The organism is Streptomyces sp. NPDC005791, assembly GCF_042871485.1.
Classification (GTDB): Bacteria; Actinomycetota; Actinomycetes; order Streptomycetales; family Streptomycetaceae; genus Streptomyces.
The window spans coordinates 252915-276725 of the sequence record NZ_JBIAIP010000009.1 but is presented as its reverse complement, the minus strand read 5'-3'; the positions used below and the strand labels follow the sequence as shown (position 1 = coordinate 276725).

Annotated in this window: 21 protein-coding genes; 7 read left to right on the top strand and 14 right to left on the bottom strand. The window is 72.8% G+C overall.

Annotated elements, in window-relative coordinates; genetic code table 11:
- Positions 1-52: 52 nt before the first annotated feature.
- The 5 genes from ACFYSH_RS19770 to ACFYSH_RS19750 form a co-directional block, all read right to left on the bottom strand.
- Entirely contained in the window at positions 53-727 is a 675-nt protein-coding gene (locus ACFYSH_RS19770) for a class F sortase (RefSeq protein ID WP_359464458.1), read from the bottom strand.
- Between the two features lies 1 nt (position 728).
- The gene (locus tag ACFYSH_RS19765) at positions 729-1292 is read right to left on the bottom strand and encodes a hypothetical protein (protein ID WP_388754060.1); all 564 of its coding nucleotides are present in this window, start codon (positions 1290-1292) and stop codon (positions 729-731) included.
- A gap of 66 nt (positions 1293-1358) precedes the next feature.
- On the bottom strand, positions 1359-2153 hold the full coding sequence (locus tag ACFYSH_RS19760; protein WP_359464461.1) for an HAD-IIA family hydrolase: 795 nt from the start codon (positions 2151-2153) through the stop codon (positions 1359-1361).
- Between the two features lie 222 nt (positions 2154-2375).
- On the bottom strand, positions 2376-3245 hold the full coding sequence (locus tag ACFYSH_RS19755) for a hypothetical protein (protein ID WP_359464464.1): 870 nt from the start codon (positions 3243-3245) through the stop codon (positions 2376-2378).
- A 140-nt stretch (positions 3246-3385) separates the two neighbouring features.
- On the bottom strand, positions 3386-4531 hold the full coding sequence (locus tag ACFYSH_RS19750; RefSeq protein WP_359464467.1) for an ROK family transcriptional regulator: 1146 nt from the start codon (positions 4529-4531) through the stop codon (positions 3386-3388).
- A gap of 56 nt (positions 4532-4587) precedes the next feature.
- Between ACFYSH_RS19750 and ACFYSH_RS19745 the strand changes: the two genes are divergently transcribed.
- On the top strand, positions 4588-5694 hold the full coding sequence (locus ACFYSH_RS19745) for a Gfo/Idh/MocA family oxidoreductase (protein ID WP_359464469.1): 1107 nt from the start codon (positions 4588-4590) through the stop codon (positions 5692-5694).
- The gene (locus tag ACFYSH_RS19740) at positions 5691-6170 is read left to right on the top strand and encodes a heme-degrading domain-containing protein (RefSeq protein WP_359464470.1); all 480 of its coding nucleotides are present in this window, start codon (positions 5691-5693) and stop codon (positions 6168-6170) included. The genes ACFYSH_RS19745 and ACFYSH_RS19740 overlap by 4 nt, the downstream gene beginning before the upstream one ends.
- Before the next feature lie 43 nt (positions 6171-6213).
- Here ACFYSH_RS19740 and ACFYSH_RS19735 read toward each other — a convergent pair whose 3' ends face one another.
- The 4 genes from ACFYSH_RS19735 to ACFYSH_RS19720 all read right to left on the bottom strand — a co-directional run bounded on the left by ACFYSH_RS19735 (position 6214) and on the right by ACFYSH_RS19720 (position 8971).
- Positions 6214-7074 carry a fumarylacetoacetate hydrolase family protein gene (locus tag ACFYSH_RS19735; protein WP_359464472.1) on the bottom strand — a complete coding sequence of 287 codons (861 nt, stop codon included), beginning with the start codon at positions 7072-7074 and terminating at the stop codon, positions 6214-6216.
- Positions 7075-7199: 125 nt separating this feature from the next.
- Complete coding sequence (locus tag ACFYSH_RS19730; RefSeq protein WP_388754053.1) at positions 7200-7970, bottom strand: YidC/Oxa1 family membrane protein insertase; 771 nt, start codon at positions 7968-7970, stop codon at positions 7200-7202.
- Between the two features lie 91 nt (positions 7971-8061).
- A complete protein-coding gene (locus tag ACFYSH_RS19725) occupies positions 8062-8394 on the bottom strand; it encodes a DUF6412 domain-containing protein (RefSeq protein ID WP_388754050.1) in 333 nt (110 codons plus the stop codon).
- A gap of 43 nt (positions 8395-8437) precedes the next feature.
- Positions 8438-8971 carry a helix-turn-helix domain-containing protein gene (locus ACFYSH_RS19720; RefSeq protein WP_359464480.1) on the bottom strand — a complete coding sequence of 178 codons (534 nt, stop codon included), beginning with the start codon at positions 8969-8971 and terminating at the stop codon, positions 8438-8440.
- A 132-nt stretch (positions 8972-9103) separates the two neighbouring features.
- On the opposite strand from ACFYSH_RS19720, the gene ACFYSH_RS19715 reads away from it, so the two are divergent.
- Complete coding sequence (locus ACFYSH_RS19715) at positions 9104-10507, top strand: MFS transporter (RefSeq protein ID WP_388754047.1); 1404 nt, start codon at positions 9104-9106, stop codon at positions 10505-10507.
- Positions 10508-10627: 120 nt separating this feature from the next.
- Positions 10628-11635 carry an SEC-C domain-containing protein gene (locus ACFYSH_RS19710; RefSeq protein ID WP_388754044.1) on the top strand — a complete coding sequence of 336 codons (1008 nt, stop codon included), beginning with the start codon at positions 10628-10630 and terminating at the stop codon, positions 11633-11635.
- A gap of 28 nt (positions 11636-11663) precedes the next feature.
- Here ACFYSH_RS19710 and ACFYSH_RS19705 read toward each other — a convergent pair whose 3' ends face one another.
- The 3 genes from ACFYSH_RS19705 to ACFYSH_RS19695 are packed head-to-tail and all read right to left on the bottom strand — an operon-like array spanning position 11664 to position 16461.
- Positions 11664-13115, bottom strand: a complete 1452-nt coding sequence (locus ACFYSH_RS19705; RefSeq protein ID WP_388754041.1) for an extracellular solute-binding protein — start codon at positions 13113-13115, stop codon at positions 11664-11666.
- Entirely contained in the window at positions 13112-15931 is a 2820-nt protein-coding gene (locus tag ACFYSH_RS19700) for a substrate-binding domain-containing protein (RefSeq protein WP_388754038.1), read from the bottom strand. The genes ACFYSH_RS19705 and ACFYSH_RS19700 overlap by 4 nt, the downstream gene beginning before the upstream one ends.
- Positions 15932-15936: 5 nt before the next feature.
- Positions 15937-16461, bottom strand: a complete 525-nt coding sequence (locus ACFYSH_RS19695; protein WP_388754035.1) for a hypothetical protein — start codon at positions 16459-16461, stop codon at positions 15937-15939.
- Between the two features lie 252 nt (positions 16462-16713).
- On the opposite strand from ACFYSH_RS19695, the gene ACFYSH_RS19690 reads away from it, so the two are divergent.
- A complete protein-coding gene (locus tag ACFYSH_RS19690) occupies positions 16714-16920 on the top strand; it encodes a DUF4287 domain-containing protein (protein ID WP_359464498.1) in 207 nt (68 codons plus the stop codon).
- A gap of 55 nt (positions 16921-16975) precedes the next feature.
- Here the strand turns inward: ACFYSH_RS19690 and ACFYSH_RS19685 are convergent, their stop codons facing one another.
- Both ACFYSH_RS19685 and ACFYSH_RS19680 read right to left on the bottom strand, forming a co-directional pair.
- Positions 16976-19288: a SpoIIE family protein phosphatase gene (locus ACFYSH_RS19685; RefSeq protein ID WP_388754032.1), complete on the bottom strand. Its 2313-nt coding sequence runs from the start codon at positions 19286-19288 to the stop codon at positions 16976-16978.
- 182 nt (positions 19289-19470) lie between these two features.
- Positions 19471-21036, bottom strand: coding sequence for an MFS transporter (locus ACFYSH_RS19680; protein ID WP_359464503.1), 1566 nt, complete (start codon positions 21034-21036; stop codon positions 19471-19473).
- Between the two features lie 114 nt (positions 21037-21150).
- Between ACFYSH_RS19680 and ACFYSH_RS19675 the strand changes: the two genes are divergently transcribed.
- Positions 21151-22068: a TetR/AcrR family transcriptional regulator C-terminal domain-containing protein gene (locus tag ACFYSH_RS19675; RefSeq protein WP_359464506.1), complete on the top strand. Its 918-nt coding sequence runs from the start codon at positions 21151-21153 to the stop codon at positions 22066-22068.
- Positions 22069-22264: 196 nt separating this feature from the next.
- A complete protein-coding gene (locus ACFYSH_RS19670) occupies positions 22265-23794 on the top strand; it encodes an ATP-binding protein (RefSeq protein WP_359464510.1) in 1530 nt (509 codons plus the stop codon).
- Positions 23795-23811: the final 17 nt, after the last annotated feature.

Below are 23811 nucleotides of genomic sequence, written 5' to 3'. Positions count from 1 at the left end.
TCCGAGGGGGAGCGGACGCCGACCGGGCCGGGTCGTCCCGCGCGGGACACCCTCAGGCCCGGCTCCGCTCCGGACTCCTCTCCGCCGTCAGATACGCGGAGACGACGACGTTGGCCGTGTACGCGTGGGTCTTGTGGTCGTACCTACCGCCGCAGGTGATCAGCCGGAGCTCGGCCCGGCCGTCCTCGCGCGGCCCGTACGCCTTCTGCGCGTCGAAGCGTTCCCGGCTGAAGACCTGGACGTCGTCGATGGTGAACTCGGCGACCTTCCCGTCGGACCGGCTCACCCTGACCTTCTCGCCCGGCCGCGCGGCGCTGAGCCCGTAGAACACGGCGGGCTCCGTCTCGGTGTCGACATGACCGACGAAGAGCGCGGCCCCCTCCGTGCCGGGCTCGGCGCCCTCGGCGTACCAGCCGACCGCGCCCGGTGTCCCGAACGGCGGGGGCTCGATCGCCCCGTCCTCGTCGAGCCCGCGCCGTACGACGGCCGCCTCGACGCCGATGGACGGGATCTCGACCCGCTGCGGTGCGGCGCCGCCGAGCGGATCGTGGGCCGGGGGCAGCGGCGCGCCCAGGGGGCGTCCGACCGCCGCGACGTCACCGGTCGTCGGGGCCGAGCTGCCGGCGGTGGCCGCACGGTCCCACAGCCACAGCCCCAGCAGGAGTACGGCCCAGGCGACGCCGGTCAGCAGGCGTCCAGTTCCGGCGGAACGGTCCGGGGCGGACATGTCAGTGCTGCGCCGGACGGCGGCGGCGAGCGCCGCGGAAAGCGACGGCGACGGCCGCGACGGCACCCAGTCCGAGGCCGATCACCGCATGCGGGCTGCCGGGGCCCTCATCGGCCGCGGCCTTCTCGGCGAGCACCGCGGTACCTCCGCCACCGGCCCGAACGGGGGCGACGGGCGAGGGGCGGCCGTGGCGGACGACGGTGACCGTGCCGGTGGCCTTGCCGTGGCCGTCCTTGCAGGTCACCCAGATCTTGTAGGCGCCGGGGGCGGCGTTCGAGCGGATCCGGGCCTCTGCGACAAGGCTCTTGCCGCCGGCCGGCTCGAAGCGCGCTTCGGAGGCGAACGCCTCGGAGTTGCCACGGGCCGACTTCCCCTTGCCGCAGACGTCGACGCGGAGTTCCACCTCCTCGCCGGGGGAGACACGGGACGGGTCGACGAAGACCGTTCCCGGACGCTTCTCGTCCCTGGGGGCGTCGGCTCCGGACTCGGCCAGTGCGACGGACGCGGGAAGGGCTATCGTCCCGGCCACCACTGCGGCACAGAACGTGAAGGGCAATGAACGCATCGTAAACCTCCTGAGGGAAGGTTCACGCGTGGGGCGGCAGCCCGCATCCGCTGTAGCCCGGTCGGGTTACTCCACGGGCAGGTCGACCAGGTCGACGAGGTCCGCGATCGAGTCGACGACCGTGGAGGGCCGGAAGGGGTAGCGGTCCATGTCGGCCTCCGTGGTCAGGCCGGTGAGGACCAGGAAGGTCTGCATCCCCGCTTCCAGGCCGGCGAGCACGTCGGTGTCCATCCGGTCGCCGATCATGGCGGAGGTCTCGGAGTGGGCGCCGATGGCGTTGAGTCCGGTCCGCATCATCAGCGGGTTGGGCTTGCCCGCGAAGTACGGTGCCTTCCCGGTGGCCTTGGTGATCAGCGCGGCGACCGAACCCGTCGCGGGCAGCGGGCCCTCGGCGGAGGGGCCTGTCTCGTCGGGGTTGGTGCAGATGAAGCGGGCGCCTCCGTTGATCAGCCGGATCGCCTTGGTGAGCGCTTCGAAGCTGTACGTCCGAGTCTCCCCGAGAACCACGTAGTCGGGCTCGTGGTCGGTGAGGACGTAGCCGATGTCGTGCAGCGCGGTGGTGAGTCCGGCCTCGCCGATGACGTACGCCGTGCCGCGCGGCCGCTGGTCGTCGAGGAACTGGGCGGTGGCCAGGGCGGAGGTCCAGATGTTCTCCACGGGCACGTCCAGACCCATGCGCTTGAGGCGCGCGTGCAGGTCACGGGCGGTGTAGATGGAGTTGTTCGTGAGGACCAGGAACGGCAGTCCGGAATCCCTCAGCCGCTTGATGAAGGCGTCGGCCCCGGGGATCGGCGTGCCCTCGTGGATGAGGACGCCGTCCATGTCGGTCAGCCAGGATTCGATCGGCTTGCGCTCTGCCATGGTGACGGGCTCCTGCCGTACGCGCTGTGCACTCGAGGTGCTGGACGCCGGCGGCACCGCGTTGTGCAGCGCCGACGCCCTGATTTTAGGCCGCCCGCTCCGCCGGGCGGAACCGTCGGGGCGCAGGTAGCTGATCTTCACCGGGTGGTCATCCGCCGCTCGGTCCCGCGCGCGTGGCAGGCGCACATGAACCGCACGGGGCCTTCACAAAAGCCCTGTCGGTCAGCCCCGTGCGCGGCGGATCCTCCGCGCTCCCGCCAGTGCGCCCACACCGCCGACGAGCAGCACACCCGACGCGATCGCGGCCGCGGCCGCCTGGTCCTCCTGTCCGGTGCGGGCCAGTTCGGAGGCTCCCGTGCCGCTCTCCTCCTCGGCGTCGGTCCCGGGGCCGGTGGGTTCCAGGTCCGTCCCGCCGTCGAGGTCTCCCTCGACGACGGAGAAGGTGTAGTCCTCCGACTCCCCCACCCAGTCGCCGTCGCCGCCCTCCGTCGCCGCCAGCCGCTGCACGACGGCCGCGTTGGCCGTGATCCGTCCGGGCTCGGTGTCCGAGGTGAAGCCCATCCGGACCTGGACGGTGACGGTGCCTCCGGCCGGCACGGTGAAGCCGGCGAAGTCGTCGTCCTCGCCGCCGCCGAAGACACCGATCTGTTCGTGCCGTTCCGTGGTCTCCCAGGTGACGCGGTGCCGTGCGTCCGGATCGGACAGCTCGGAGAATTCCAGCTGGATCCGGGCGGGGGTGAGTGTGCGGTCCTCGTCGGTGAGCACCAGCACCGGATGGATGGCCCCGCACCGCTCGGAGGTGGTGTTGGTGAGGTCGAGGTACCAGGTCCCGTACCCGCCGCCGGAGGCGTAGGTGTCCGGGCCTCCGTGGATCCGGGTCTCGATCGGGAAGCGCTCGGCGGTCGGCTCACCGCAGGTGGGCTGCTGGTCGTCGGCGACGACGGCGGTGGTGGCGGGGGCCGCCGGCGCGGCACCTGCCTGCGTGCCGGCGAGGAGGACGGCCGGTACGGCGAACCCGGCCGCCAGCCCGAACGTCCCGAGAGTGGAGAAGACACGGCCGTCGCGCGGCCGTGCGGGGGGTTTGGGTCCCATCGGAGAGAACTCCCTTCGCTACTCGCGAACGACCGGCGCGTAGGGCCACCGGCTGCCGCGGACGACGCTGCCACGCGCGCACGGGGCCGGCCACCGCCGACCGGTGAACATCGCCCGTCCGGGCTCCGGAATCCGCCCGATCAGCTCTGCTCGACCCGGTCCTCGGCCTCGCCGGCCCGCCCGAAGAGCGGGGCGAGGACGAGCTGGGCGGCTCCCTCGGCGACGGGGCGGTCACCACCGCCGGCCACGGTGACGGGCACGGCGGTGGTGACGCCTTCCCGCCGGGCGCGTTCCTCGACGACGGCGCGGACCCCGCGCACATAGGTGTCCTCGTGAGCGGCGACGGCCCGGCCACCGAGGACGACCCGGTCGATGTCGAGCAGCCCGACGAGGTTGGCGGCGCCCGCTCCCAGGACCCTGGCCGCCTCGGCGATGTCGCCGCGGGCGGCGGCGGTGAGGCAGAGCGCCTCGATGCAGCCGCGGCCGCCGCAGTCGCACGGGGGCCCGTCCAGCTGGAGGGTCTGGTGGCCGAATTCTCCGGCGCCGGTACGGGCTCCTCTGTGCAGGGCGCCGCCGAGGACGAGCCCGGCGCCGAGGCCGGTACCCAGGTGGAGGTAGGCGAAGTCCGTCCCGGTGCGTCCGCGCAGGGCGAGGCCGAGGGCGGCGGCGTTGGTGTCCTTGTCGACGACGACGGGCAGTCCGGTGTGCTCGGCGAGGGCGTCGCGCAGCGGGTAGCCGTCCCACTGCGGGAAGCCGGTGACGCGGTGCAGCACCCCGTGTCGGTGGTCCAGCGGCCCCGGCAGGGCGACGCCCACGCCGAAGACCTGCCGGGCCGCGGTCCGGGGGGCCTGGGGTGCGTCGGCCAGTACCGCCTGCACCGCGTGGGCCGCCGTGGCGAGGACCTCGGCGGCCGGGGCCCCGAGGTCGAGCGGGCCGGTGCGGACCGCGACCGTGGTGCCGGCGAGGTCGGCCAGGACGGTGGTGAGCTCGTCGCGGTCCAGGTGGAGGCCGACGGCGTGTCCGGCGTCGGGGACCAGCCGCAGGACGGTGCGGGGCTTGCCGCCCGTGGAGGCGAGCCTGCCTGCCTCGGCGGCGAGGCCCTCCGTCCGGAGCCGGGCGGTGATCTTGCTGACGGCCTGCGGGGTGAGTCCGGTGTGCTCGGCGAGCTCCAGCCGGCTGATGCCCTGCTCACCGGCCACGCGCAGCAGGTCGAGGACGAGCGACGCGTTGTGGTGACGCAGGGCGGGCAGGTTTGCCCCGCCGCTTCTGCTGTTACTCCTGTTCACCCCACCATTGTCTCCACCGCTTGCACTTTGGCAACAGCGTTGCTTAAGTGGTTGGCATGACTGCCAACGCTCCTCTCCTCGTCGGGCTCGTCGGCTACGGCCTGGCGGGTTCCGTCTTCCACGCCCCGCTGATCTCCGCGACCGAGGGCCTTGTCCTCGACACGGTCGTCACATCGAACGAGGAGCGTCAGGCGCAGGCCCGCGCCGAGTTCCCCGGTGTACGCCTGGCGGCCTCACCGGACGAGCTGTGGCCGCGTGCGGGCGAGCTGGACCTGATCGTGATCGCCTCGCCGAACAGGACCCATGTCCCCCTCGCGAAGGCGGCGCTGGAGGCGGGTCTGCCGGTGGTCGTGGACAAGCCGCTCGCCGGTACGGCCGCCGAGGCCCGTGAGCTGGCGGCGTTCGCCGCCGGGCGCGGGCTGCTGCTCTCGGTGTTCCAGAACCGCCGCTGGGACAACGACTTCCTGACGCTGGCCGGTCTGCTCGAGGTGGGTGAGCTCGGTGAGGTGCAGCGTTTCGAGTCCCGCTTCGAGCGGTGGCGCCCGCAGCTGAAGGGCGGCTGGCGCGAGTCGGGCGACCCGGAGGAGATCGGCGGCCTGCTGTATGACCTGGGCAGCCATGTCGTCGACCAGGCGCTGACCCTGTTCGGCCCCGCGGTGCAGGTGTACGCGGAGTCGGACGTACGCCGCCCGGGTGCGGCGGCCGACGACGACACCTTCATCGCGATCACGCACGCCGACGGGGTGCGCTCGCATCTGTACGTGAGCGCGACCACGGCGCAGCTCGGACCGCGTTTCCGGGTGCTCGGCTCGAAGACGGGCTATGTGAAGTACGGCCTGGACCCTCAGGAGACCGCCCTGCGGGAGGGCGCGCGTCCGGCGGCGGGTGTGCCGTGGGGCGAGGAGCCGGAGGCGCTCTGGGGCCGGATCGGTTCGGGTGAGTCTCCGCTGACCGGCGGCGGTGACCCGGTGCGTACGCTTCCGGGCGACTATCCCGCGTACTACGCCGCCGTCACCGCCGCCCTGCGCGGTGAGGGTGAGAACCCGGTGACGGCCTTGCAGGCCGCCGCCGCACTGGACGTCCTGGAGGCGGCGCGGCGTTCGGCCCGTGAGGGTGTGTCCGTGACCCTTCTTCCCCACCACGACGAGGAGCAGCACGCATGAGCAGCGGCGCGCCGACCATTTCCGAGCTGATCGCGCAGGAGCGGCGTCTGACGCTGCCGCGGTTCGGCTACGACGAGGCGTACGCGCTGGGCGGCCTGCTGGTCGCGCTGGCCCGTGAGCGGCACGCGCCCGTCGCGATCGACATCCGGCGGGGCGGCCAGCAGCTCTTCCATGCCGCGCTGCCGGGTTCGAGCGCGGACAACGACGCCTGGATCGACCGTAAGCGCAGGGTGGTGGAGCGGTACGGCGAGAGTTCCTACCTGGTCGGTACGCGTTTCCGGGCGAAGGGCACCACGTTCGAGGAGTCCTCGCGGCTGGACCTGGACACGTATGCCGCGCACGGCGGCTCGTTCCCGATCGCCGTGGAGGGCGCGGGCGTGATCGGTTCGGTCACCGTCTCGGGCCTGCCGCAGGCGGAGGACCACGCGCTGGTGGTGGAGGCCCTGGAGCAGTTCACCGCGCGCCCGCGGGACTGACGGCGGTGCGGCCGCCGGGGGTCCCGGCGGCCGCGTGGCTGCGTCAGGCGTCCTTGAGCTCCTGGCGCTGGCGTCCCAGCCCCTCGATCTCGAGCTCCACCACGTCTCCCGCGCGGAGGTAGGGCTTCGGCTCCGGCCGGCCCATGGCGACGCCCGCCGGGGTGCCGGTGTTGATGACGTCGCCCGGGTAGAGCGTCATGAAGTGGCTCAGGTAGCGCACGACCTCGCCGACCGGGAAGATCTGCTCGGCCGTCGTGCCGTCCTGCTTCAGTTCCCCGTTGACCCACAGTTTCAGCGGCAGCGCCTGCGGGTCGGGCACCTCGTCGGCGGTGACGAGCCAGGGGCCCAGCGGGTTGAAGGTCTCGCAGTTCTTGCCCTTGTCCCAGGTGCCGCCGCGCTCGATCTGGAACTCGCGCTCGGAGACGTCGTGCGAGGTCGCGTATCCGGCGACGTGACCGAGCGCCTCCTCGGCGGAGTCGAGGTAGCGGGCGGTCCGGCCGATGACGACGGCGAGCTCGACCTCCCAGTCGGTCTTCCGGCTGCCGCGCGGCACCAGGACCGTGTCCTCGGGACCGACGACGGTGTCGGGTGCCTTGAAGAACAGGATCGGCTCGCCCGGGATCGCCGCCCCGGTCTCGGCGGCGTGGTCGTGGTAGTTCAGCCCGATGCACACGATCTTGCCGATCCGTCCGAGGGGCGGCCCGACCCGCAGTCCGTCCGCGTCGAGCGGGGGCAGGACGTCGGGCGTCTGGGCCGCTTGCTTCAGCCGGGCCAGTGTCGAGGCGTCGGCGAGGAGCTCGCCGTCGATGTCGGCGACGAGGCCCGAAAGGTCACGCAAGATGCCGTTACGGTCCAGTAGTGCGGGGCGTTCCGAGCCCGCCGTACCCACGCGAAGAAGCTTCAACGGTCCATCTCCCCTTGGTCGAGATCGAGCCCGTCGATGGGTTGCGGCCAGCGAAAGGCTCGTCCGATCCTCCAAGACATCGGATCACTCCGCAAGACCCTGTTCACGCACTGGACCCGTTGCCCTTACACGGCGGGCGCGACGGCGGCCTCGGTGGCCGGGGTCTCCCGGTAGAGGTGGGCGCGCTCGATCGCCGTCCAGGTGGTGCTGGTGACGATGTACAGCGCGGCGGCGAGCGGGACGTAGGCCACGGAGAGGAGCGTCAGGAAGGACATCAGAGGCATGATCTTCGTCATCGCCCCCATGCCGGGCATCGGCTGTCCGTCCGGGCCGGTGGCCGGTGTCATCGGGTTCGCGGCCATCTGCCGCTTGGTGCGACCGTAGTTGAAGGTGGCGACGGCGGCGACGATCACGAAGAGTGCGAGGTAGACCAGCCCTTGCTCGCCGAAGGGGCCGCCGTCGGCGAGCGCGTCGCGCCAGCGTTCGCCGAGCGGTGCGCCGAGGAGTTCGTGGGCGAGGAGCGCGTTGGGGTCGCCGCCGATCTTCTGGCTGGAGAAGAGGTGGTACAGCAGGAAGAAGGCGGGCATCTGGAGCAGGCTCGGCAGGCAGCCGGAGAGGGGCGAGACCTTCTCCTTCGCATGGAGCTCCATGAGCGCCTTCTGCATCCGGTCGGGGTTCTTGGCGTGCTTCTTGCGCAGCTCGGCGATCTGCGGCTGGAGCTTGGTGCGGGCCTTCTGACCGCGCGCCGCCGCTCGCGACAGGGGGTGGACGGCGAGCCGCACGAGGGCGGTGAAGAGCACGATGGCGGCGGCGGTGGACGCGTGCTGGAAGAGCGGCTGGAGCAGGTCGGCGAACGCGCCGACCAGGCCTGCGAAAGCGAACATGAACGCGGACATGGGTGAGCCCTCCGGGGGTCTCGTCGTGCCGGGGAGTGGGTGACTCGGCAGGACGGGCCGCGCGGAAGGCGGTGAAGGAAGGGTGCGCCCTCTACGCGGCCGTCAGGAGGGCTGCGCCGGGTGCTCGGGGCCTGGTGCGTCCCCGGGCGTCGGGGTCCCGTTGCGGGAGGAACGCGGTGCGCTTCTCGCGGTCGCGGATCGCGGTGCGCACTCTCGTGCGGGGCACGGGGGCGGCGCAGCGGGCGCTGATGACGGAGCAGACGAGGAGCGCCGAGCCGGCGGCCGCGGTGGCGGCGAGGGCGACGGCGGCGGAGAGGCTGCCGCCTTCGGCGAGCAGGACCTCGGTGAGGAACAGGACGAGGAAGGCGGCGGGGCGGAGGAGGCGGGCGACCGCACGGCGTGCACGGTTCATGTCGTCGTTCATCGGCCCTCCCCTTCGCTTCGCGCTCGTACGTGTCCTTCAGCCGTTATACACGATCGGTGTCCAGCGGCTGAAGGAGCCGGCGGGGGGTGAGCAGCGCGCGGCTGACGGGGTCGTCGGGGTCGGGATCGAGTCCGGCGCCGGGCCTCATCTCCACGTCCTCGAGCGGTACGCCGATGTTTCCGCAGGCCGTGCACTGGCCGTACGCCCCGAGTTCGCTGCCGCAGGTGGCGTGGAAGAAGAACCGCTTGGGGGTCGTGCCCTCGATGTGGTCGCGACCCCAGAGGCCGAGGGAGCGCACGGTGGGCCAGAGCGCCTTGCCCCTTTCGGTGAGGACGTACTCGTCGCGCGGGGGCGACTCCTGGTAGCGCTGCTTGACCAGGACCCCCGCCTCGGTGAGCGCCTGGAGCCGGGAGGCCAGGACGGCGCGCGGGGTGCCGAGGTGGGCGAGGAAGTCGTTGTACCGGCGCACGCCGTAGAAGGCGTCGCGCACGACGAGCAGGGTCCAGCGCTCGCCGATCACTTCGAGCGCGCGGGCGATCGAGCACTGCTGCGCCGCGTAGTCCTTACCGAGAGCCATGCCGCCACCCTACTCCTTGGGTTCGGTGAACGAACCTACTCGTGCTAACGTGACGCGCTCAGTAGGTTCATTCATCGAACCTACGGCCCGCGCACCAGCACCCCGGCGGGCCGAGCCCCCGGGAGGGACGTCATGACCCAGCAGCCCGTACAGACCGTCACGGTCCCCGCACCCCCGCCGGGCCGCCTCCCCCGGCCGCTCCGGCCCGGGGCGACGCTCGCCGTCACCAGCGCGGCCACCACCGTCGCGCTGATGAACTACACCGCGCCGATGGGGACGCTGCCCGCGCTCACCGCCGCCTTCCACACGCCGCCGTCCGCCCAGGCCTGGCTGCTCAACGGAGCCCCGCTCGGCCTCGCCGTGCTGCTGCTGGTCGCGGGCAGCCTCGCCGACGACTTCGGCCGGCGCAGGCTCTTCCTCATCGGCACCTTCGGTCTCGGCGTCACCGCCGCGCTCGGCGCGCTGGCCACCGGCACCGCCGGTTTCACCCTCGCCCGGGCCGGGCAGGGCGCCGCGAGTGCGGCGATCCTGGCCACCAGCCTGGGCCTGCTGGTCGGCGCCTATCCCGCCGGCCACGCGCGGATCAAGGCGATGGGGGTGTGGGGAGCGTTCGTGAGCGCCGGGATAGCACTCGGCCCGCTGCTCGCCGGCTCCCTCGGCACCCTCGACTGGCGGCTGACGTATCTGGCGCTGGGCCTCGGCGCCCTCGTCATCGGGTTCCTCGCCTTCCGTACGCTCACCGAGTCCCGCGCACCCCGCGCCGGCCGCCCCGATCTGGCCGGCGCCGCCGTGCTCGGCCTGGCGATGACCGCGCTGCTGACCGCCCTGACGCTCGGCCGGGACGGCTGGCTGCGCGCGCCGGTCGGCCTGCTGCTGCTCGCCGCCCTGGCCCTGACCGCGGTGTTCGCCGCGGTGGAGCGCCGGGCGGCGGCTCCGCTGATCGACCTGTCGCTGCTGCGCAGCCGCGCCTTCCTGGCCTCGGCGGTGGGGGGCCTGTTCACCGGACTCTCGGTGATCGGCCTGTTCAGCTACCTGCCGACCCTGCTCCAGCACGCGCTCTCGCTGTCCTCGCTCGACGCGGCCTGGCTGTTCCTCATCTGGTCCGGTACGTCGTTCGTCGTCGCGCTCCAGTCCCGGCGCCTCACCGGCCGGGTCACGGCCAGGCACCAGCTGGCGGCCGGCTTCACGCTCCACGCGGTGGCGGTGCTGCCGATGCTGGGGCTCCTGACCGGCACCCCGGGCGGCGCGGACGCCGCAGTGTGGCTGCGTCTGGTCCCGGCGCTGATCGTGGCCGGTGCGGGCAGCGGCCTGATCAACGCGGCGCTGCCCCGCCTCGCGGTCGAGTCGGTGCCGCCGGAGCGGGCGGCCATGGGGTCGGGTGCCAACAACACCGCCCGCTACCTCGGCTCCTCGGCCGGTGTGGCCGTGACGATCGCGGTGGCGACGACTCCGGCGGGCGCCGACGGCGCGGTGCTGCTGTCGGCCGCCACGGCGCTCGCCGCCACGGCGGGCGTGCTGTTCCTGCGGGAGCGCTGAGCGCCCCGCCCCCGCCCGCAGGCCGTCAGCCGAGTGTTCGTCCCACCGTTCCCCGCCCTTCATGAGCACTCCGGTCCGCTCCCTCTCACCTTCCCCCCGGCCCGCAGTACCGTGTGGTCCATGCGCCCCGACACGCCTGCCGACCACATCACCGAAGCCGAGCGCCTGCTGCGCACCGCGGCGCAGTATCCCGAGGACCATGAACCGCTGTTCCTCCAGGCCGCGGCCCATCTGGAGCTCGCCGGTGAGCGCGCCCGCGCGAGCACCCTCTACGACGAACTGCTCGGCTCCACCGAGATCACCATCGAGCGCCCGCACCTGGTCAAGGCACTCAAAGCGGCCAACCTGTGGGAGTACGGACACGAGGCGGAAGCCCGCGCGATCATCGACGGCATCCGCACCGCCGGCCCGCTCGACGCGGCACCGTGGGAGATCGCCGCGGAGACCCTCGAAGCGCACGACGAGCTGGAGGCCGCCCACGACTTCTTCTCGGCCGCGCTGGGCCTGCTCCTCGCGCCGGGCGAGGAAGTCCCGTACGCCGTTCAGTCGCTGCTGATCGGGCGGCACCGGGTGCGCAGGCTGAGGGGCGTCACCCATGACGCGTGGGACGAGCTGGCCGACGCGCTGCACACGGCCGCCGTCCCCCTCGACGAGCTGCACGACCCGAAGCGCCTGTGGGCCCTCGGCTCCTCCGACCCGGGCGAGCTCCAGGCGGAGATCAACCGTCTCCGGGCCGAACTGGGCACCTACCGCAGCGCGCTGTCCCGCCCGTTCCCCGTCGCGGTGCTGCGCTGGCCCGAGGACGAGCTGCGCGAACTCCTCACCGCCTACCCGGAGCTGGCCCAGGAGTACGTCACGCACGAGGACCATCTGGCACGCCTGGAAGCGGCGTTGCGCGATCTGCACGCCACGGGCACACCGAATCTCGGCATCGTGACCGGCACGGTCCCCTCCTACGAGGCCTTCGCCGCCTCGGAGGCCGCGTCCCCTTCCGACCCCGACCTGCTCCCCCAGTACGCCACCACACTGGCGGCCCGCGGCCGTGCCGTCCCGTGGCCCCCGGCGCGCGGCGCGGCGTGCTGGTGCGGCTCGCCACGCTCGTACCGCGACTGCCACGGGGCGGCCTGAACCGTACGTCCCCGGCTCCCGGGCGCCCTCATCCGCCGGCGAACGCGTCCCGCAGGTCCTTGTCGAGCTTCTCGGCGGCCTCGCCGGTGTCGGGCCGGTGCCTGGCCAGCAGCGCGTGCACGTGGGTCTGCAGCACCTGCGTGAACGCGCCGTAGTACGGGGTGCGCGGCCGTTGCACCGCCTCGGCCAGCGCCTCGGCGAGGGTACGGATGTACGCCGCACGCGCCTGGGGTCCCTGCCCCTCCGGCGCGCCCTCCCCCGTGGCCGCCGCCTTCGGCGCGTCACCGGCCGGCCGGAGCGCGGCGGCGACCCGGGGCCAGCAGGGCTTCGCGGAGGCGCTGTACACGGAGGTCCGGGTCGCCGCGAAGCCCGCGTCGAGCAGGCAGCGCTCGCTCTCGCGGGAGGTCAGGAAGGTGATGAGGGCCCGGGCGTTCTCGGCCCGGGGCGAGTCGCCGGTGACCGAGGTGACGGCGAGGTTCTGCCCACCGAGCACAGCCTTCCCCGGCAGCCGGTTCACGGCGTAGTCGTCCGGTTTCATCAGGTCCTCCAGGGCCCCGTACGCATACGGCCAGTGGCGCAGGAAGACGGCGCGGCCCTCGGCGAAATCGGTGAGCGACTCCGTCTCCTTGGACGCGTGGGCGGCGGGCTGGACGCGCCCCTGCCCGACGCGGTCGAGGAGCGCCTCCAGCCCCTTCTTCAGCTCCTGCGGGTCGGAGCTGTACGTCCCCTCGCTGTCGGTGAGTTCGACACCGGCGTCGGCGAACGCCTCGACGGTGTTGACGGTCAGCCCCTCGTAGGGGGCGAGTTGTGAGGTCCAGCCCCAGAGGTCCCCGCTGCGGACCGGGTTCAGCCCGAGGGTCTTGACGGAGGAGTAGAGCTGGTCCCACGTCCAGGTGGCGTCGGGCTGCTTGTCCACCGCGATGTCGGCCTCCGTCAGCAGGTCGGGCCGGTAGTAGAGGAGCCCCACATCGGTGTTGAACGGCCGGCCGTAGGAGCGGCCGTCCCAGACGGTCGTGGCGTGGACCTGCCGGATGAAGTCGCGCTCGTCGGCAGCCGGCGCGCCGCTCTCCGTGACCGGCATGGGGCTGATGAGCCCGGCCTCGGCGAATTCGGGGATCCAGGTGATGTCGAGGTTCACCACGTCGTAGCGGGCGCTGCCGGACTGCAGGGCGCCGAGGAGCTGGCTGCGCTGCCGGTCCGCGTCACCGGGCAGCTCGACGAGTTCGGCCTGCTGGTCCTCCGACCCGGCGTGCCGGCGGTTCCACTCCTCTATGAGCTGCTGCCGCACACTGCCGGAACCGGTGACGTCGAGCCCGCTGGCGACGACGATGGGCCCTTCGGCCGTCTCCCGGCCCTGGCCGGTCCGCGGCGTTCCTCCGGGGTCTCCCGTACAGGCGGCGGAGAGGAGCGCGAGCAGACCGCCGACGGCGACGGCCGCCCTGGCCCGGCGACGGCCGGCGCGACGGTGTCCGTGAGTCATTCCGCGTCCCCCGTACCGGTCTTGGCGACCTCCGCCGCGAGCTCGACCGTGAGGTCGTCGGCCGGACTCAGGCAGCGCCCGCCGCTCGCGTCGGCGAGCCGTGGGCCGAACCGGCCCTCCGCGCAGGCGCCGTTCTGCAGCGACACCGTCACGATCCTCACGTGCGGCGTCCGTGCCGCCTGCGCGACCAGTTCCTTCCGCTCGGCCTCCTCGACGGCCTCGAAGTCCTCACCGTCGGTGACCAGGACGAGGAGCCGCGGCTGCTCCCTGTCCGTGGGCTCACGACGCAGGGTCTCGAACGCCTCCCTCAGGCCCGCCGCGATACGGGCGTCGAACGCAGCGGTCCTCGCGCGGGCGACGGCCTTCTGCGCATCTGCCCTGGTGTGCCGCCCGAACGCCACGAGGTCCGTCGCGCGTTCTTTGTCCTTCACCGCCGTCATCCACACCCCGTACTCGTCCTTGCCGCCCAGGGAGCTCATCGAGCGGGCCACCAGTTCCTTGGCCCCGCCGGTGCCGTCCCAGACCCGTTCGTCCGCCGTGGAGGTCGAGTTGTCGAGGAGGTAGAGCACCCTGCCGGGTCCGAGCGCCCCCCGGTAGCGGCTCAGGGTGTCGCTCAGTGACGCGGCCACGTCGGTCTCCTGGCCGGTCGCCGGGATCTGTTCGCGTACGGCCGTCGTGTTGTCCTCGGACCGCAGCACCGAGTCGGCGGCGGGCGGTGCCGGGCCGCTCGTGCCGACGCCCCGGAAACCGTCGTCGGTGAAGCACTTCTGCGCGTCCCGGTCCGTGGTCAGCCAGTCGTGGAAGGCATCGACGGCCGCCTTGCGGTCGTCGGCGTCCCGGTCCGCCCCGGCCCAGGTGACCCGGACGAAGGGCAGGTCCAGCATCGGCACGTCGGAGGGGTAGTGGGCGACCCTGTGGGCCAGCGCCTCCGTCGCGCAGTCGGGCCTGCCGTCCTCGCCCGCCGCCAGGTTGAACTGCGCCAGGGTCTGCTCCGGTACGAGGACGGCGGCCTGGTCCTCCAGGGTGTTGTGCGTGCCGTCGGCCAGTACGCACATCAGGTCACGCGCGGTGGAGGGCATGGGGCGCAGGACCTGTGCCATGCCCTGCTCGATCGTGGCCGCGCGCCCGTCGCCGGAGGCGGTGTAGAGCGCGTCGGTCGCCAGCAGGGCGCCTTCGGTCCCCTCGGGGTCGGGGCGCAGGATCGTGACCTCCTGGCCCTTCCTGAGCCCGGAGATGATCGCGTCCAGGGGGTCGTCGGTCTGCAGGGACTGGGCCAGCGCCATGGTGTTCGGCACCCCGAGGACCATCGGTGTGTAGGCGATGGGACCCAGCCGGTCGAGGTCCACCACGCTCTTCGCCGCGTCCGCGGCGGGCTCGTCGGCCCCGGTCGCGGAGGCGGTGCCGCCGCCCGCGCCCTCGGCCGTCGCCCGCTGCCACGCACTGTCGGCCGCCGGGATCCAGATGTCCGGCTGTGCGCCGACGTCCCGCTGGGGCCGCAGGCAGTCGCCGGAGGGCGGGCAGGAGGCGGGCGGATCCTGCCAGAGCGAGGAGGACCTGAGGGCCGCCACAGCGTCGGTCGTCTTGGCGTCGTACACCGTGATGCCGACGGTGCGGCAGCCGGCGCCGTCCCGTTCGAGGTAGGTGTCGGCGGCCTTCTTCACGGTCGCCCGCAGATCGGGGTCGGTGAGCACGCGCAGCTCAAGGGGCGAAGCGCAGTCGTCGCCCGAGGTGGGACCCAGCACGTACCAGGCCCCGGCACCTGCGAGAGCGACGACGCCTGCCAGGACGAGGGCTGTCGTACGTCTCGTACGGCGGACCCGGGCGGGAAGCACGCGTCGCGACCGAGCCGTCAGCCGCTCACGCCACGCCGGGACCACCGGCGGCCGGGGCGACGGGTCCGGGGGCGGCACGGGCCGGGGCGTGGGCTGGGACTCAGGCGCAGGTGTGGGGGTCGGCGCAGGCGTGGGGGCGGGCTCAGGTGTGGGTGCGGGCTCAGGCGTGGGGGCGGGCTCAGGTGTGGGCGGGGGCTCAGGTGTGGGGGCGGGCTCCAGGTCTCCCGCGCGTGCGAGCACCACGTCGTCGCCGTGCCGCAGCTCGTCCGGGATCCACGGGTGCCCGTCGACCGCCTTGAGCGGCGCCATCGCCCGGCGTATCCCGGTGACGAGCCGGGTGAAGGTGACCGGCTCCCCCTCGCCGGTGGTCAGCAGCCGGTGCAGGGCGGCCGTGAACTCCGTACCGGTGGCGGGGTCGCCGGGCGGGATCTCCACGCCCGGCTCCGCCGCGGTGAGCAGGGCGAAACTCTGTCCGACGTGCGGAGTGAAGGACCGGAGGGCGTTGCCGGCGAAGCAGCAGTCCAGAATGACGACGACCCAGTCGGCGTGGGCGTTGCGCAGCTCCGGCATGATGTCGTCACGCCAGGACAGGGTGTCCACGAAGGGGTCGTGGCGCCGCCCCCTGATCACCCGGGACTCGGTGAACATCAGGTTGAGATCGCTGCCGTCGGGGCGCACGATGCCGTGCCCGGCGAAGTAGACGACGAGCAGCCCGGTCACCTCCTTGCGGGCGGCGGCCAGCACGGCACGCACCCGGAGCTGATCGACGGTGACCGCCGGGCCGCCTTCCGCGGGGACCACGACGAGGTCCTCGGGGTCGAGCAACCCGGTGGACCCCGCGGTCAGGGCCTCGCGCATGAGGCGCAGGTTCGTGGTGACGGCCGGCAGGTCGTTGCGGGTGCCGGCGTAGTGCTCGACCCCGATGAGCACGGCTCTGTGCCGCTTGGCCCTGTTCGCCTCGCCGCGCGCGTCGTACGGCGGCACGGCCGCTAGACCTCTCCGGGCTCGTCGCCGCCGTGCGTTCGGTCACGCCCGTCGGCCGGGGGCCCGGCCTCCGGTCTCCCGGCCCGGCCGGTGCCGGAATCCGTGCCGGGGCCGGTAGCGGGGTCACGGTCGGTGTCACGGCTCAGGTCGGACCCCGGCCCCTGCGACGGCCCGTCGAGGGTGACGCGGGGCGTCTCCTCGGGGTCTGCGAAGCGGCGCCGGTTGCGCAGCCAGGTCTCCACGGAGCGCCAGGCGTTCTCGGACACGCTGCGGGCCAACTCGACGGAGACGACGAGGATGATGTCCTGGATCAGCTCCCCGCCCATCGCCTCGATCTGCGTGAGCGAGTCCTTGCGGGTGAGGGCCAGTTCGTTCCGTGCCAGGGCGTCCTCGATGACCGGCGCCTTCTTCAGCCAGCTGTTCAACGCTTCGAGGTCGTCACGCCGGGCGTGTGTCCCGTAGAGGCTGATCCGTAACTCGACCTTCCCCTGCCCCTGTTGCCGCGCGCCCGTGTCCGTCCCGTCCGTCATGCCCGCCCCCATAGGCCCCGTCGACCCCATCCCCGGACCCGTTCGGGGATGGGCACTGAACACAGCATCATGGCACGGCAGTTGACACCGAGCACCCCTTCGTTCTGTTCCAACTGGCGACCGTTGCGCGCCCACGGATCACTTCTGCGCCCAGCGATCACTTTCGCGCCTGCCGGCAGTCATGACCCCTGAGAGACTCACGATCACCTCGCGGTGCCGCCACGAGGGATTTCACGGAGGGGACACGAAGACATGACCGACGCGGTCAAAGGCCCGGCGAGCTACTTCCCGGCGATCGAGAAGAAGTACGGCCGCCCGGTCGCGGAGTGGAAGGACCTGATCCGCTCCTCGCCCCTGACCAGGCACATGGAGCTCGTCTCCTGGCTCAAGACCGAACACGGCCTGGGCCACGGCCACGCCAACGCCTTGGTCGCCCACACCCTCGCCGAGGCCGGGTAGGCCCCCGCGCAGGCCGCGTAGGCCCTCGCCCGGGCACACCGCCCCGGCGGCCCGCTCAGACGCCGTCCCCGGGAATCGCCTGCTCCGACCAGACGGTCTTGCCCTCGGCGGCGTACCGGGTACCCCACAGGGAGGCGAGCTGGGAGATGATGAAGAGTCCCCGCCCGCCCTCGTCGACCGCTCCGGCGTACTTCATGTACGGCGCGGTGGTGCTGCCGTCCCGGATCTCGCAGGTCAGCCCCCGGTCGAGGATGAGGCGCAGCTCCACCGGCGGTTGGCCGTAGCGCACGGCGTTGGTCACCAGCTCGCTGACGATCAGCTCGGTGGCGTCCCGTGTGTCGCCCTCGAGGTGCCAGTCGGCCATCCTCTTGGAGGTGAGGCGGCGCGCGGTGGCCGGGGCCGTCTTGTCGTAGGGGAGTTCCCAGGCGGCGTACCGGTCCTCGGGCATGGCGTGGGTCCGGGCCAGCAGCAGGGCGGCGCCCCGGAGGTCGGCGCTGTCCGGCAGGGCGTGGGCGACCGAGTCGCAGAGATCCGGCATCGGCCGGTCCGTGGGCGTGAGCGCCTGGCGCAGTGCGCCCGAGGAGGGCTGGGCGTGGCTCCGCAGCGCGTTGCTGTGGAGCACGAGCAGGCTGCCCGCGCGGAGCGGGACGGAGACCTCGGCGACGGGGGCCCGGTCCGCGGTCCCCAGGGGCGGCCCCACGGCCAGGCCGACCACGAAGGCGTCGCCGCCCGGTTCGACGACGAGGGGGGCGGGGTGGCCCGCCGAGGCCACCGTGCACTTCTCGGTGAACGGGTCGTACACGGCGTACGCGCAGGTCGCGGCCAGCGGCTCCTGCTGCAGCGGGTCGCTCTTGGGCAGCTGGGCACGTTCGTTCGCGAGCCGTGCCGCCGTGTCGTAGAGGCGTGCGAGCAGCTCGTCGGGCTCCAGGTCCAGCGCGGCGAGAGCGTGCACGACGGTGCGCAACTGCCCCATGGTGGTGGCCGCGTGGATGCCGCCCTCGGCCACTTCCCCGATGACGAGGGCCGTACGGGCCCCGGACAGGGCGATCGTGTCGAACCAGGTGTCGGCGCCGCCGCCGGGCAGCAGCAGGTGGTCCGTCTCGACGGCGGGCTGGGGGGCGGGGCGCTGCGGCAGCAGCCGGCGTTGGAGAGCGCTGGCGATGGTGTATTCGTGGACGTACCGGCGGGCGTTGTCGATGCCCAGTGCGGTGCGGGACGCCATCGCCGACACCACGGGGATGTCCTCGTCGGTGAACGGCTCGGAGTCACCGCACCGGTAGAGGCTCACCAGCCCGAGGGCCGCACCGCGCAGGGTCAGCGGCGCCACCAGCAGCGTGTGCGCGCCGATGTTCCGTACGGAATCCGCTCGCGCGGCGTCGGCGTCGGCCCAGGGGGCGTCCTTCAGCGGGAGGACGCGGACCCGCAGGTCGGTGAGGGCCCGCTGGAAGGGGGTCCCGGGCTGCACCTCCCGTACGTCACCGACCGGGTGCGTGCCTTGGTTGCCGCCCTCGAACGCGGCGCGCCGCAGCGGCACGTCGGGGGCGAGCGGCCCGGGCTCGGGGGTCTCGCCGCGCAGGACCGCGTCGACGACCTCGACGACGCCGACGTCCGCGTACCCGGGGACCAGCGCCTCCACGAGGTCACGGCAGGTGGCGTCGACGTCCAGCGTCCAGCCCACCCCGTCGCGGACCGCGGCGAGCGCCGCGTCCCGGCCCCGGCGCCTGACCTGCTCGCTGACGTCGACCACGGAGACGGCGGCCCCCAGGATCTCGCCCGGGTCACCGTGGCGCACCCCGTGCCCCTCCTGGAGCCGGAACGCCGTCACGGCCAGGGTGCGCCGCCCGCCGGGTCCGTCGTCGGGAGGGGCGCGGAACGGCCGGTCGACCCCTGGTGCACCGGTGCGCAGGACCTCCCGTACGAAGGCCTCCACCCGCTCCGGTTCCTCGAAGGCGCACACCTCCCGGAACGGCCGTCCGCGCAGCCGCTCGCTCTCGTCGGCGCCGGGGTCGGCGGAGGGGTCGCTGATCCTGAGGAGGCGGAGCTCCGGATCCAGTACGTGGACGCATACGCGTGCCTGCGTGAACAGCACGTCCAGCAGTGCCGCTTCGACGACGTCGCTCCGCGCACCGGGCCCGGGGGGCCCGTGGGCCTCCCAGACGGCCCAGCTCGCGCCCGCCAGGGGCTCCAGCCGCAGCCCGGCGGCGGCACGGCCGTCGCCGCCCCCCGGCCGGCGGTCGCCCGCCAGTACGTCCATCACGCGCAGCCCCAGCGCGTCGGCGGCCGTGGGCCCGAAGCGCCTCTCGGCCGCCCGGCTCCACCCGGTGACCAACCCGGCGCCGTCCACGACCATCAAGGGCGCGTCAGCCATGAACCCAGCTCCTTCGCCCCCTCACGGGGCCCGGGGCCCCGCACACGTGGACACGTACGCAACCAGCATCGGTCCCCGGCCTGCCGCCCGCGACCGGAGCGGAGGCGGCTCCGCCCGGCGGGCCCGAGGGTGCCGCACCGGTGCGCCGGCGGGCTCACCGGCTGACCCCGCACGGCGTCGCGTCAGCGCGCCGACGCCGTCGGGCGGTCGTGGTCCGAGGGCGGCGGCGTGGGCCGCGCCTGTCCGCCCACGCCCCGCAGGAAGCCGATCGACACCACCCCCGCACCGGCCATGACCACGGCGGCCCCGATCGCCGCGATGCCCAGCCCGTGGGTGAAGGCGTCCCGCGCGGCCGACAGCACGGCGTCCGCCGTCGCGGCCGGCAGGTCGGCGGCGACCGCTGCCGCGCCGCCCAGCGTCTCGCGTACCGCGTCGGCGTCCGGCAGCCCGGCGGGGAGCGCGTCGGCCATGTCCCGGCTGTAGACCGCGGCGCCGATGGAGCCGAGGATCGCCATGCCCAGGGCCCCGCCCAGCTCCTGCCCCGACGACAGCACGGCCGCCGCCGATCCGGCGCGTTCCGGCGGGGCCGCGCCGAGGGCGAGTTCGTTGGCGAGGGTCATGGCGGCGACCAGCCCGCCGGCGTACGCCGCCGCGCCGACGAGGACGAACCACAGCGGCGAGTCGGTGCGCAGCTGCGACAGCCAGAGGAATCCGCAGGCCGCGACGAGGAAGCCGCCTCCCATGACGTACGCGCGGTCGGTCCGCTGGGCGAGCGCGGCGGCGGTCGGTGCCATGAGGGCCACGCCCACGGCCGGCACCAGGCTCCACAGCGCGGCGGTGAGAGGGCTCTGGCCGAGCACGGACTGCAGGTACTGGGTGAAGAAGACGGCCATGCCCACCGTGGCGAACATCGCGAGCAGGTCGGCGAGCACCGGGCCGCCGAACGCCCGCTGCCCGAGGAGGCCGAGGTCGATCATCGGGTGGGTGAGGCGCCTCTGCCGGCGTACGAAGACGACGCCGAGCACGAGCCCCGCGACGATGCAGAGCGCGGGCAGCGGCTCGTAACCGTGCCGGGCCCATTCCTTGATGCCGTAGATGACCGGGAGGAGGGCGCCGAGCGAGAGCGCGGCGCTGAACAGGTCGAAGCGGCCGCGTGCGGAGGTCGCGGTCTCCGGCACCAGGAAGGGCACCAGCACGATCAGCAGCACCATGGCGGGCAGGTTGATGAGGAACACCGAGCCCCACCAGAAGTGTTCGAGCAGCAGCCCGCTGACGACGGGCCCCAGCGAGATACCGGTGGTCATGACGCCCGTCCAGATGGTCACCGCCTTCGCCCGCTGCTTCGCGTCGTGGAAGAGGTTGCGGATCAGGGCGAGGGTCGAGGGCATCAGGGCGGCGCCGCCGAGGCCGAGCAGCGCGCGTACGGCGATGAGGAGTTCGGCGGAGTGCGCGTACGCGGCCGCCACCGAGGCCGCGCCGAAGACGGCGGCTCCCGCCAGGACCAGCGTGCGCCGCCCGATCCGGTCGCCGAGGGCGCCCATGACGATGAGCAGGCCCGCGAGCACGAAGCCGTACATGTCCAGGATCCACAACTGCTGGGTGGCGCTGGGCTCCAGGTCCTGGCTGATGTACGGGATCGCGAAGTAGAGGACGGAGACGTCCATCGAGACGAGCAGCAGCGGCAGCATGAGGACGCCGAGTGCGGTCCATTCCTTACGGCCCGCGCGGGAGCCGGGTGTGTTCTCCATACGCAGTACGGAAGCGGCTCTGCACGTACAGCGCAAACAGCTGCCTAGTGCACCGTACGGGACCGCCAGCTGACGGGGGTGTGACGGGCCCAGGTGCACTAGTACGGTGACGCCATGACCACCGAACCGCCCTACCTCCGCATCGCCGGAGACATCCGCCGTCGTATCGCCTCGGGCGAGCTCGGCCCGGGTGATCCCGTCCCCTCCACCCGGCGGATCACCCAGGAATGGGGCGTGGCGATGGCCACCGCGACGAAGGCGCTCGCCGCGCTGAACCAGGAAGGGCTGGTGCGCCCGGTGCCCGGCATCGGCACGGTGGTGGCGGAGAGCGGCCGGCAGCGCGCGACGGCGCCCGGACTCCAGCTCAGCCGGGAGCGCATCATCCGTACGGCGATAGCGCTGGCCGACGAGGAGGGCCTCGCCGCCCTCTCGATGCGGCGCATCGCCACGGAGTTCGGCACGTCGACCATGGCGCTCTACCGCCACGTCCCGAGCAAGGGCGAACTGGTCCGGCTGATGTCGGAAGCGGTGTTCGGCAGCGGCCCGCCCGGCCCACGCCCGACGGGCTGGCGTCCGCTGCTGGAGTGGGAGGCACGCTGGCTGTGGAGGCAGTACGAGCAACACCCGTGGCTGGCACGCGCCATGGCCGGCCTCACCCGCCCCATGGCCTCCCCGAACGCCATGCAGTACCTCGAGCGGATCCTGCGCGCCCTGACGGGCCTCGGCCTCACCCCGGCCCAGATGATGCACATCCACCTCACGGTGCTCGGATACGCCCAGGGCATCGCGATGGCCGTGGAGCTGGAGTCCCAGGCACGGCAGGACAGCGGCATGACGGCGGACGAGTGGCTGGCGTCGATGGAGCCACGCATGGACGCGCTCCAGACGACCGCGGCCCACCCGGTGCTGTCCACGCTCTTCACGGAGGACGACTTCGAGCTGGACCTGAACACCCTCTTCGAGTTCGGCCTGGCCCGGGTGCTGGACGGGGTGGAGGCGCTGGTGGCGGGGGTGCGGGGGGAGGCGGGCTGATGTGAGCGCACCAGCTCATGAGTTATGCCGCCGGGGTCCGGCATGACGGTCCTCAATGCCGCAGTCATGTAACAGCGGCCGGCCGAACCCCGGGAGGGACACCCCCATGTCCCACCTTTGCAATACCATCACATTCAACAATCAACTCCGGGCCGCTCACCCCCACAGGCCCCGTTCCGTCTGTGCGAGGACGCCCATGCCGCCCTATCAGCCGTCCTCGGACTGGCAGTACGAGATCCCGACGGCCGGCAGCAAGCGGCTGCCGCCCGCCGCCCGTTACGTCGAATCGCTGACGCACCAGGGGTACGGATTCGAGGCGGCGATAGCCGACCTCGTCGACAACTCCATCGACGCGGGTGCGCGCAACGTCGTCATCAGCTTCCTGCGGGACGAGGACCGCCTGGTCAGCCTCCTGGTCGTCGACGACGGGCGGGGCATGACCGACGAGACGCTCGACACCGCCATGACCGTCGGCGGCCGGCAGGAGTACGGGGAGAACGCGCTCGGCCACTTCGGCGCGGGCCTCAAGGCCGCGTCCCTGTCGCACGCCGATTCGCTCACGGTGATCAGCCGCACCAAGCGCAGCCCGTCCACCGGCCGCCGGTGGCTGACGGCCCGCGCCCAGGCCGACTTCACCTGCGACATCGTGGACCCCGGCTACTGCCAGGACCTCGTCGACCGTTACGACGGGCTGATCGAGTGGCACGGCACCATCGTGCGCTGGGACAAGGTCCGGGCGTTCGACACGATCACCGCCGGCCAGGCCGACCGCTACCTGAACGACGCGATCGAGAAGCTGGAGACCCACCTCGGGCTCCACCTCCACCGCTTCCTTGCCGACGAGACCTTCAACGTCGACATCGTCGTCGAGGACGTCAGGACCAAGGAGGAGCTGGACCACCGTGGCGTCGAACCGATCGACCCGTTCGGCTACCGCGTCCCCGGCCGGGCCGGCTACCCGCGTACGTACACCGCTCCCGTCGAGGGCGTCGGCGACGTCGCACTGACGGCGCACATCTGGCAGCCGAAGTCCCCGCTGGTCAGCTTCCGGGGGATCGGACCGCTCGCCGAGCGGCAGGGCTTCTACATCTACCGCAACAACCGCCTGGTGCAGGCCGGTGGCTGGAACAGCACCCGCAGCGCCGAGGGGCACCTCGTGCTGGCCCGCATCGCGATCGATCTGCCGGCCGAGGCGAACGACGTCTTCAGCCTCACGGTCAAGAAGGACGGGGTGACGGTCACCCCTGCCTTCGCCCGGGGGCTCGAACAGGCCACGGACGCGGCGGGCCACACCTTCGCCGAGTACGTCCAGGAGGCGCAGACGACGTACCGTGAGGCCGCCAAGCGCGCGTCAGAGCCACAGCGCAAGGCGGTGATCCCGGCGGGCAAGGGGCTCGACCCCCGCCTGAAGCGCACGCTCAGGGACGAACTGCCGGAGCTTGAGGGCGAGGACCCGGTGGCCTTCCGCTGGGAGTCGCTGCCGTCGGACGTGTTCTTCGAACTCGACCGGGAAGAGCGGGAGATCAGGCTCAATAAGGAGTACCGGCAGGCCTTCAACGGCGGCAGGCGCGGCGGGCTGAACGACGCCCCGGTCGTGAAGAGCATGCTCTACCTGATGGTGAACGAGATCTTCCAGAAGGAACGGGTCCGGGCGGTCCACACGGACAACGTCGCCCTGTGGAACACCGTCCTGGTGGCAGCGGCCCGCTGCGAACTGGCCCGCTGACACCCCTCCCTCCCCAC

Excerpts from the sequence above, each read along its gene's own strand:
- ACFYSH_RS19770 (WP_359464458.1), bottom strand. The coding sequence starts at position 727 with ATGTCCGCCCCGGACCGTTCCGCCGGAACTGGACGCCTGCTGACCGGC.
- ACFYSH_RS19765 (WP_388754060.1), bottom strand. The coding sequence starts at position 1,292 with ATGCGTTCATTGCCCTTCACGTTCTGTGCCGCAGTGGTGGCCGGGACG.
- ACFYSH_RS19760 (WP_359464461.1), bottom strand. The coding sequence starts at position 2,153 with ATGGCAGAGCGCAAGCCGATCGAATCCTGGCTGACCGACATGGACGGC.
- ACFYSH_RS19755 (WP_359464464.1), bottom strand. The coding sequence starts at position 3,245 with ATGGGACCCAAACCCCCCGCACGGCCGCGCGACGGCCGTGTCTTCTCC.
- ACFYSH_RS19745 (WP_359464469.1), top strand. The coding sequence starts at position 4,588 with ATGACTGCCAACGCTCCTCTCCTCGTCGGGCTCGTCGGCTACGGCCTG.
- ACFYSH_RS19740 (WP_359464470.1), top strand. The coding sequence starts at position 5,691 with ATGAGCAGCGGCGCGCCGACCATTTCCGAGCTGATCGCGCAGGAGCGG.
- ACFYSH_RS19730 (WP_388754053.1), bottom strand. The coding sequence starts at position 7,970 with ATGTCCGCGTTCATGTTCGCTTTCGCAGGCCTGGTCGGCGCGTTCGCC.
- ACFYSH_RS19725 (WP_388754050.1), bottom strand. The coding sequence starts at position 8,394 with ATGAACGACGACATGAACCGTGCACGCCGTGCGGTCGCCCGCCTCCTC.
- ACFYSH_RS19720 (WP_359464480.1), bottom strand. The coding sequence starts at position 8,971 with ATGGCTCTCGGTAAGGACTACGCGGCGCAGCAGTGCTCGATCGCCCGC.
- ACFYSH_RS19715 (WP_388754047.1), top strand. The coding sequence starts at position 9,104 with ATGACCCAGCAGCCCGTACAGACCGTCACGGTCCCCGCACCCCCGCCG.
- ACFYSH_RS19710 (WP_388754044.1), top strand. The coding sequence starts at position 10,628 with ATGCGCCCCGACACGCCTGCCGACCACATCACCGAAGCCGAGCGCCTG.
- ACFYSH_RS19705 (WP_388754041.1), bottom strand. The coding sequence starts at position 13,115 with ATGACTCACGGACACCGTCGCGCCGGCCGTCGCCGGGCCAGGGCGGCC.
- ACFYSH_RS19695 (WP_388754035.1), bottom strand. The coding sequence starts at position 16,461 with ATGACGGACGGGACGGACACGGGCGCGCGGCAACAGGGGCAGGGGAAG.
- ACFYSH_RS19690 (WP_359464498.1), top strand. The coding sequence starts at position 16,714 with ATGACCGACGCGGTCAAAGGCCCGGCGAGCTACTTCCCGGCGATCGAG.
- ACFYSH_RS19685 (WP_388754032.1), bottom strand. The coding sequence starts at position 19,288 with ATGGCTGACGCGCCCTTGATGGTCGTGGACGGCGCCGGGTTGGTCACC.
- ACFYSH_RS19680 (WP_359464503.1), bottom strand. The coding sequence starts at position 21,036 with ATGGAGAACACACCCGGCTCCCGCGCGGGCCGTAAGGAATGGACCGCA.
- ACFYSH_RS19675 (WP_359464506.1), top strand. The coding sequence starts at position 21,151 with ATGACCACCGAACCGCCCTACCTCCGCATCGCCGGAGACATCCGCCGT.
- ACFYSH_RS19670 (WP_359464510.1), top strand. The coding sequence starts at position 22,265 with ATGCCGCCCTATCAGCCGTCCTCGGACTGGCAGTACGAGATCCCGACG.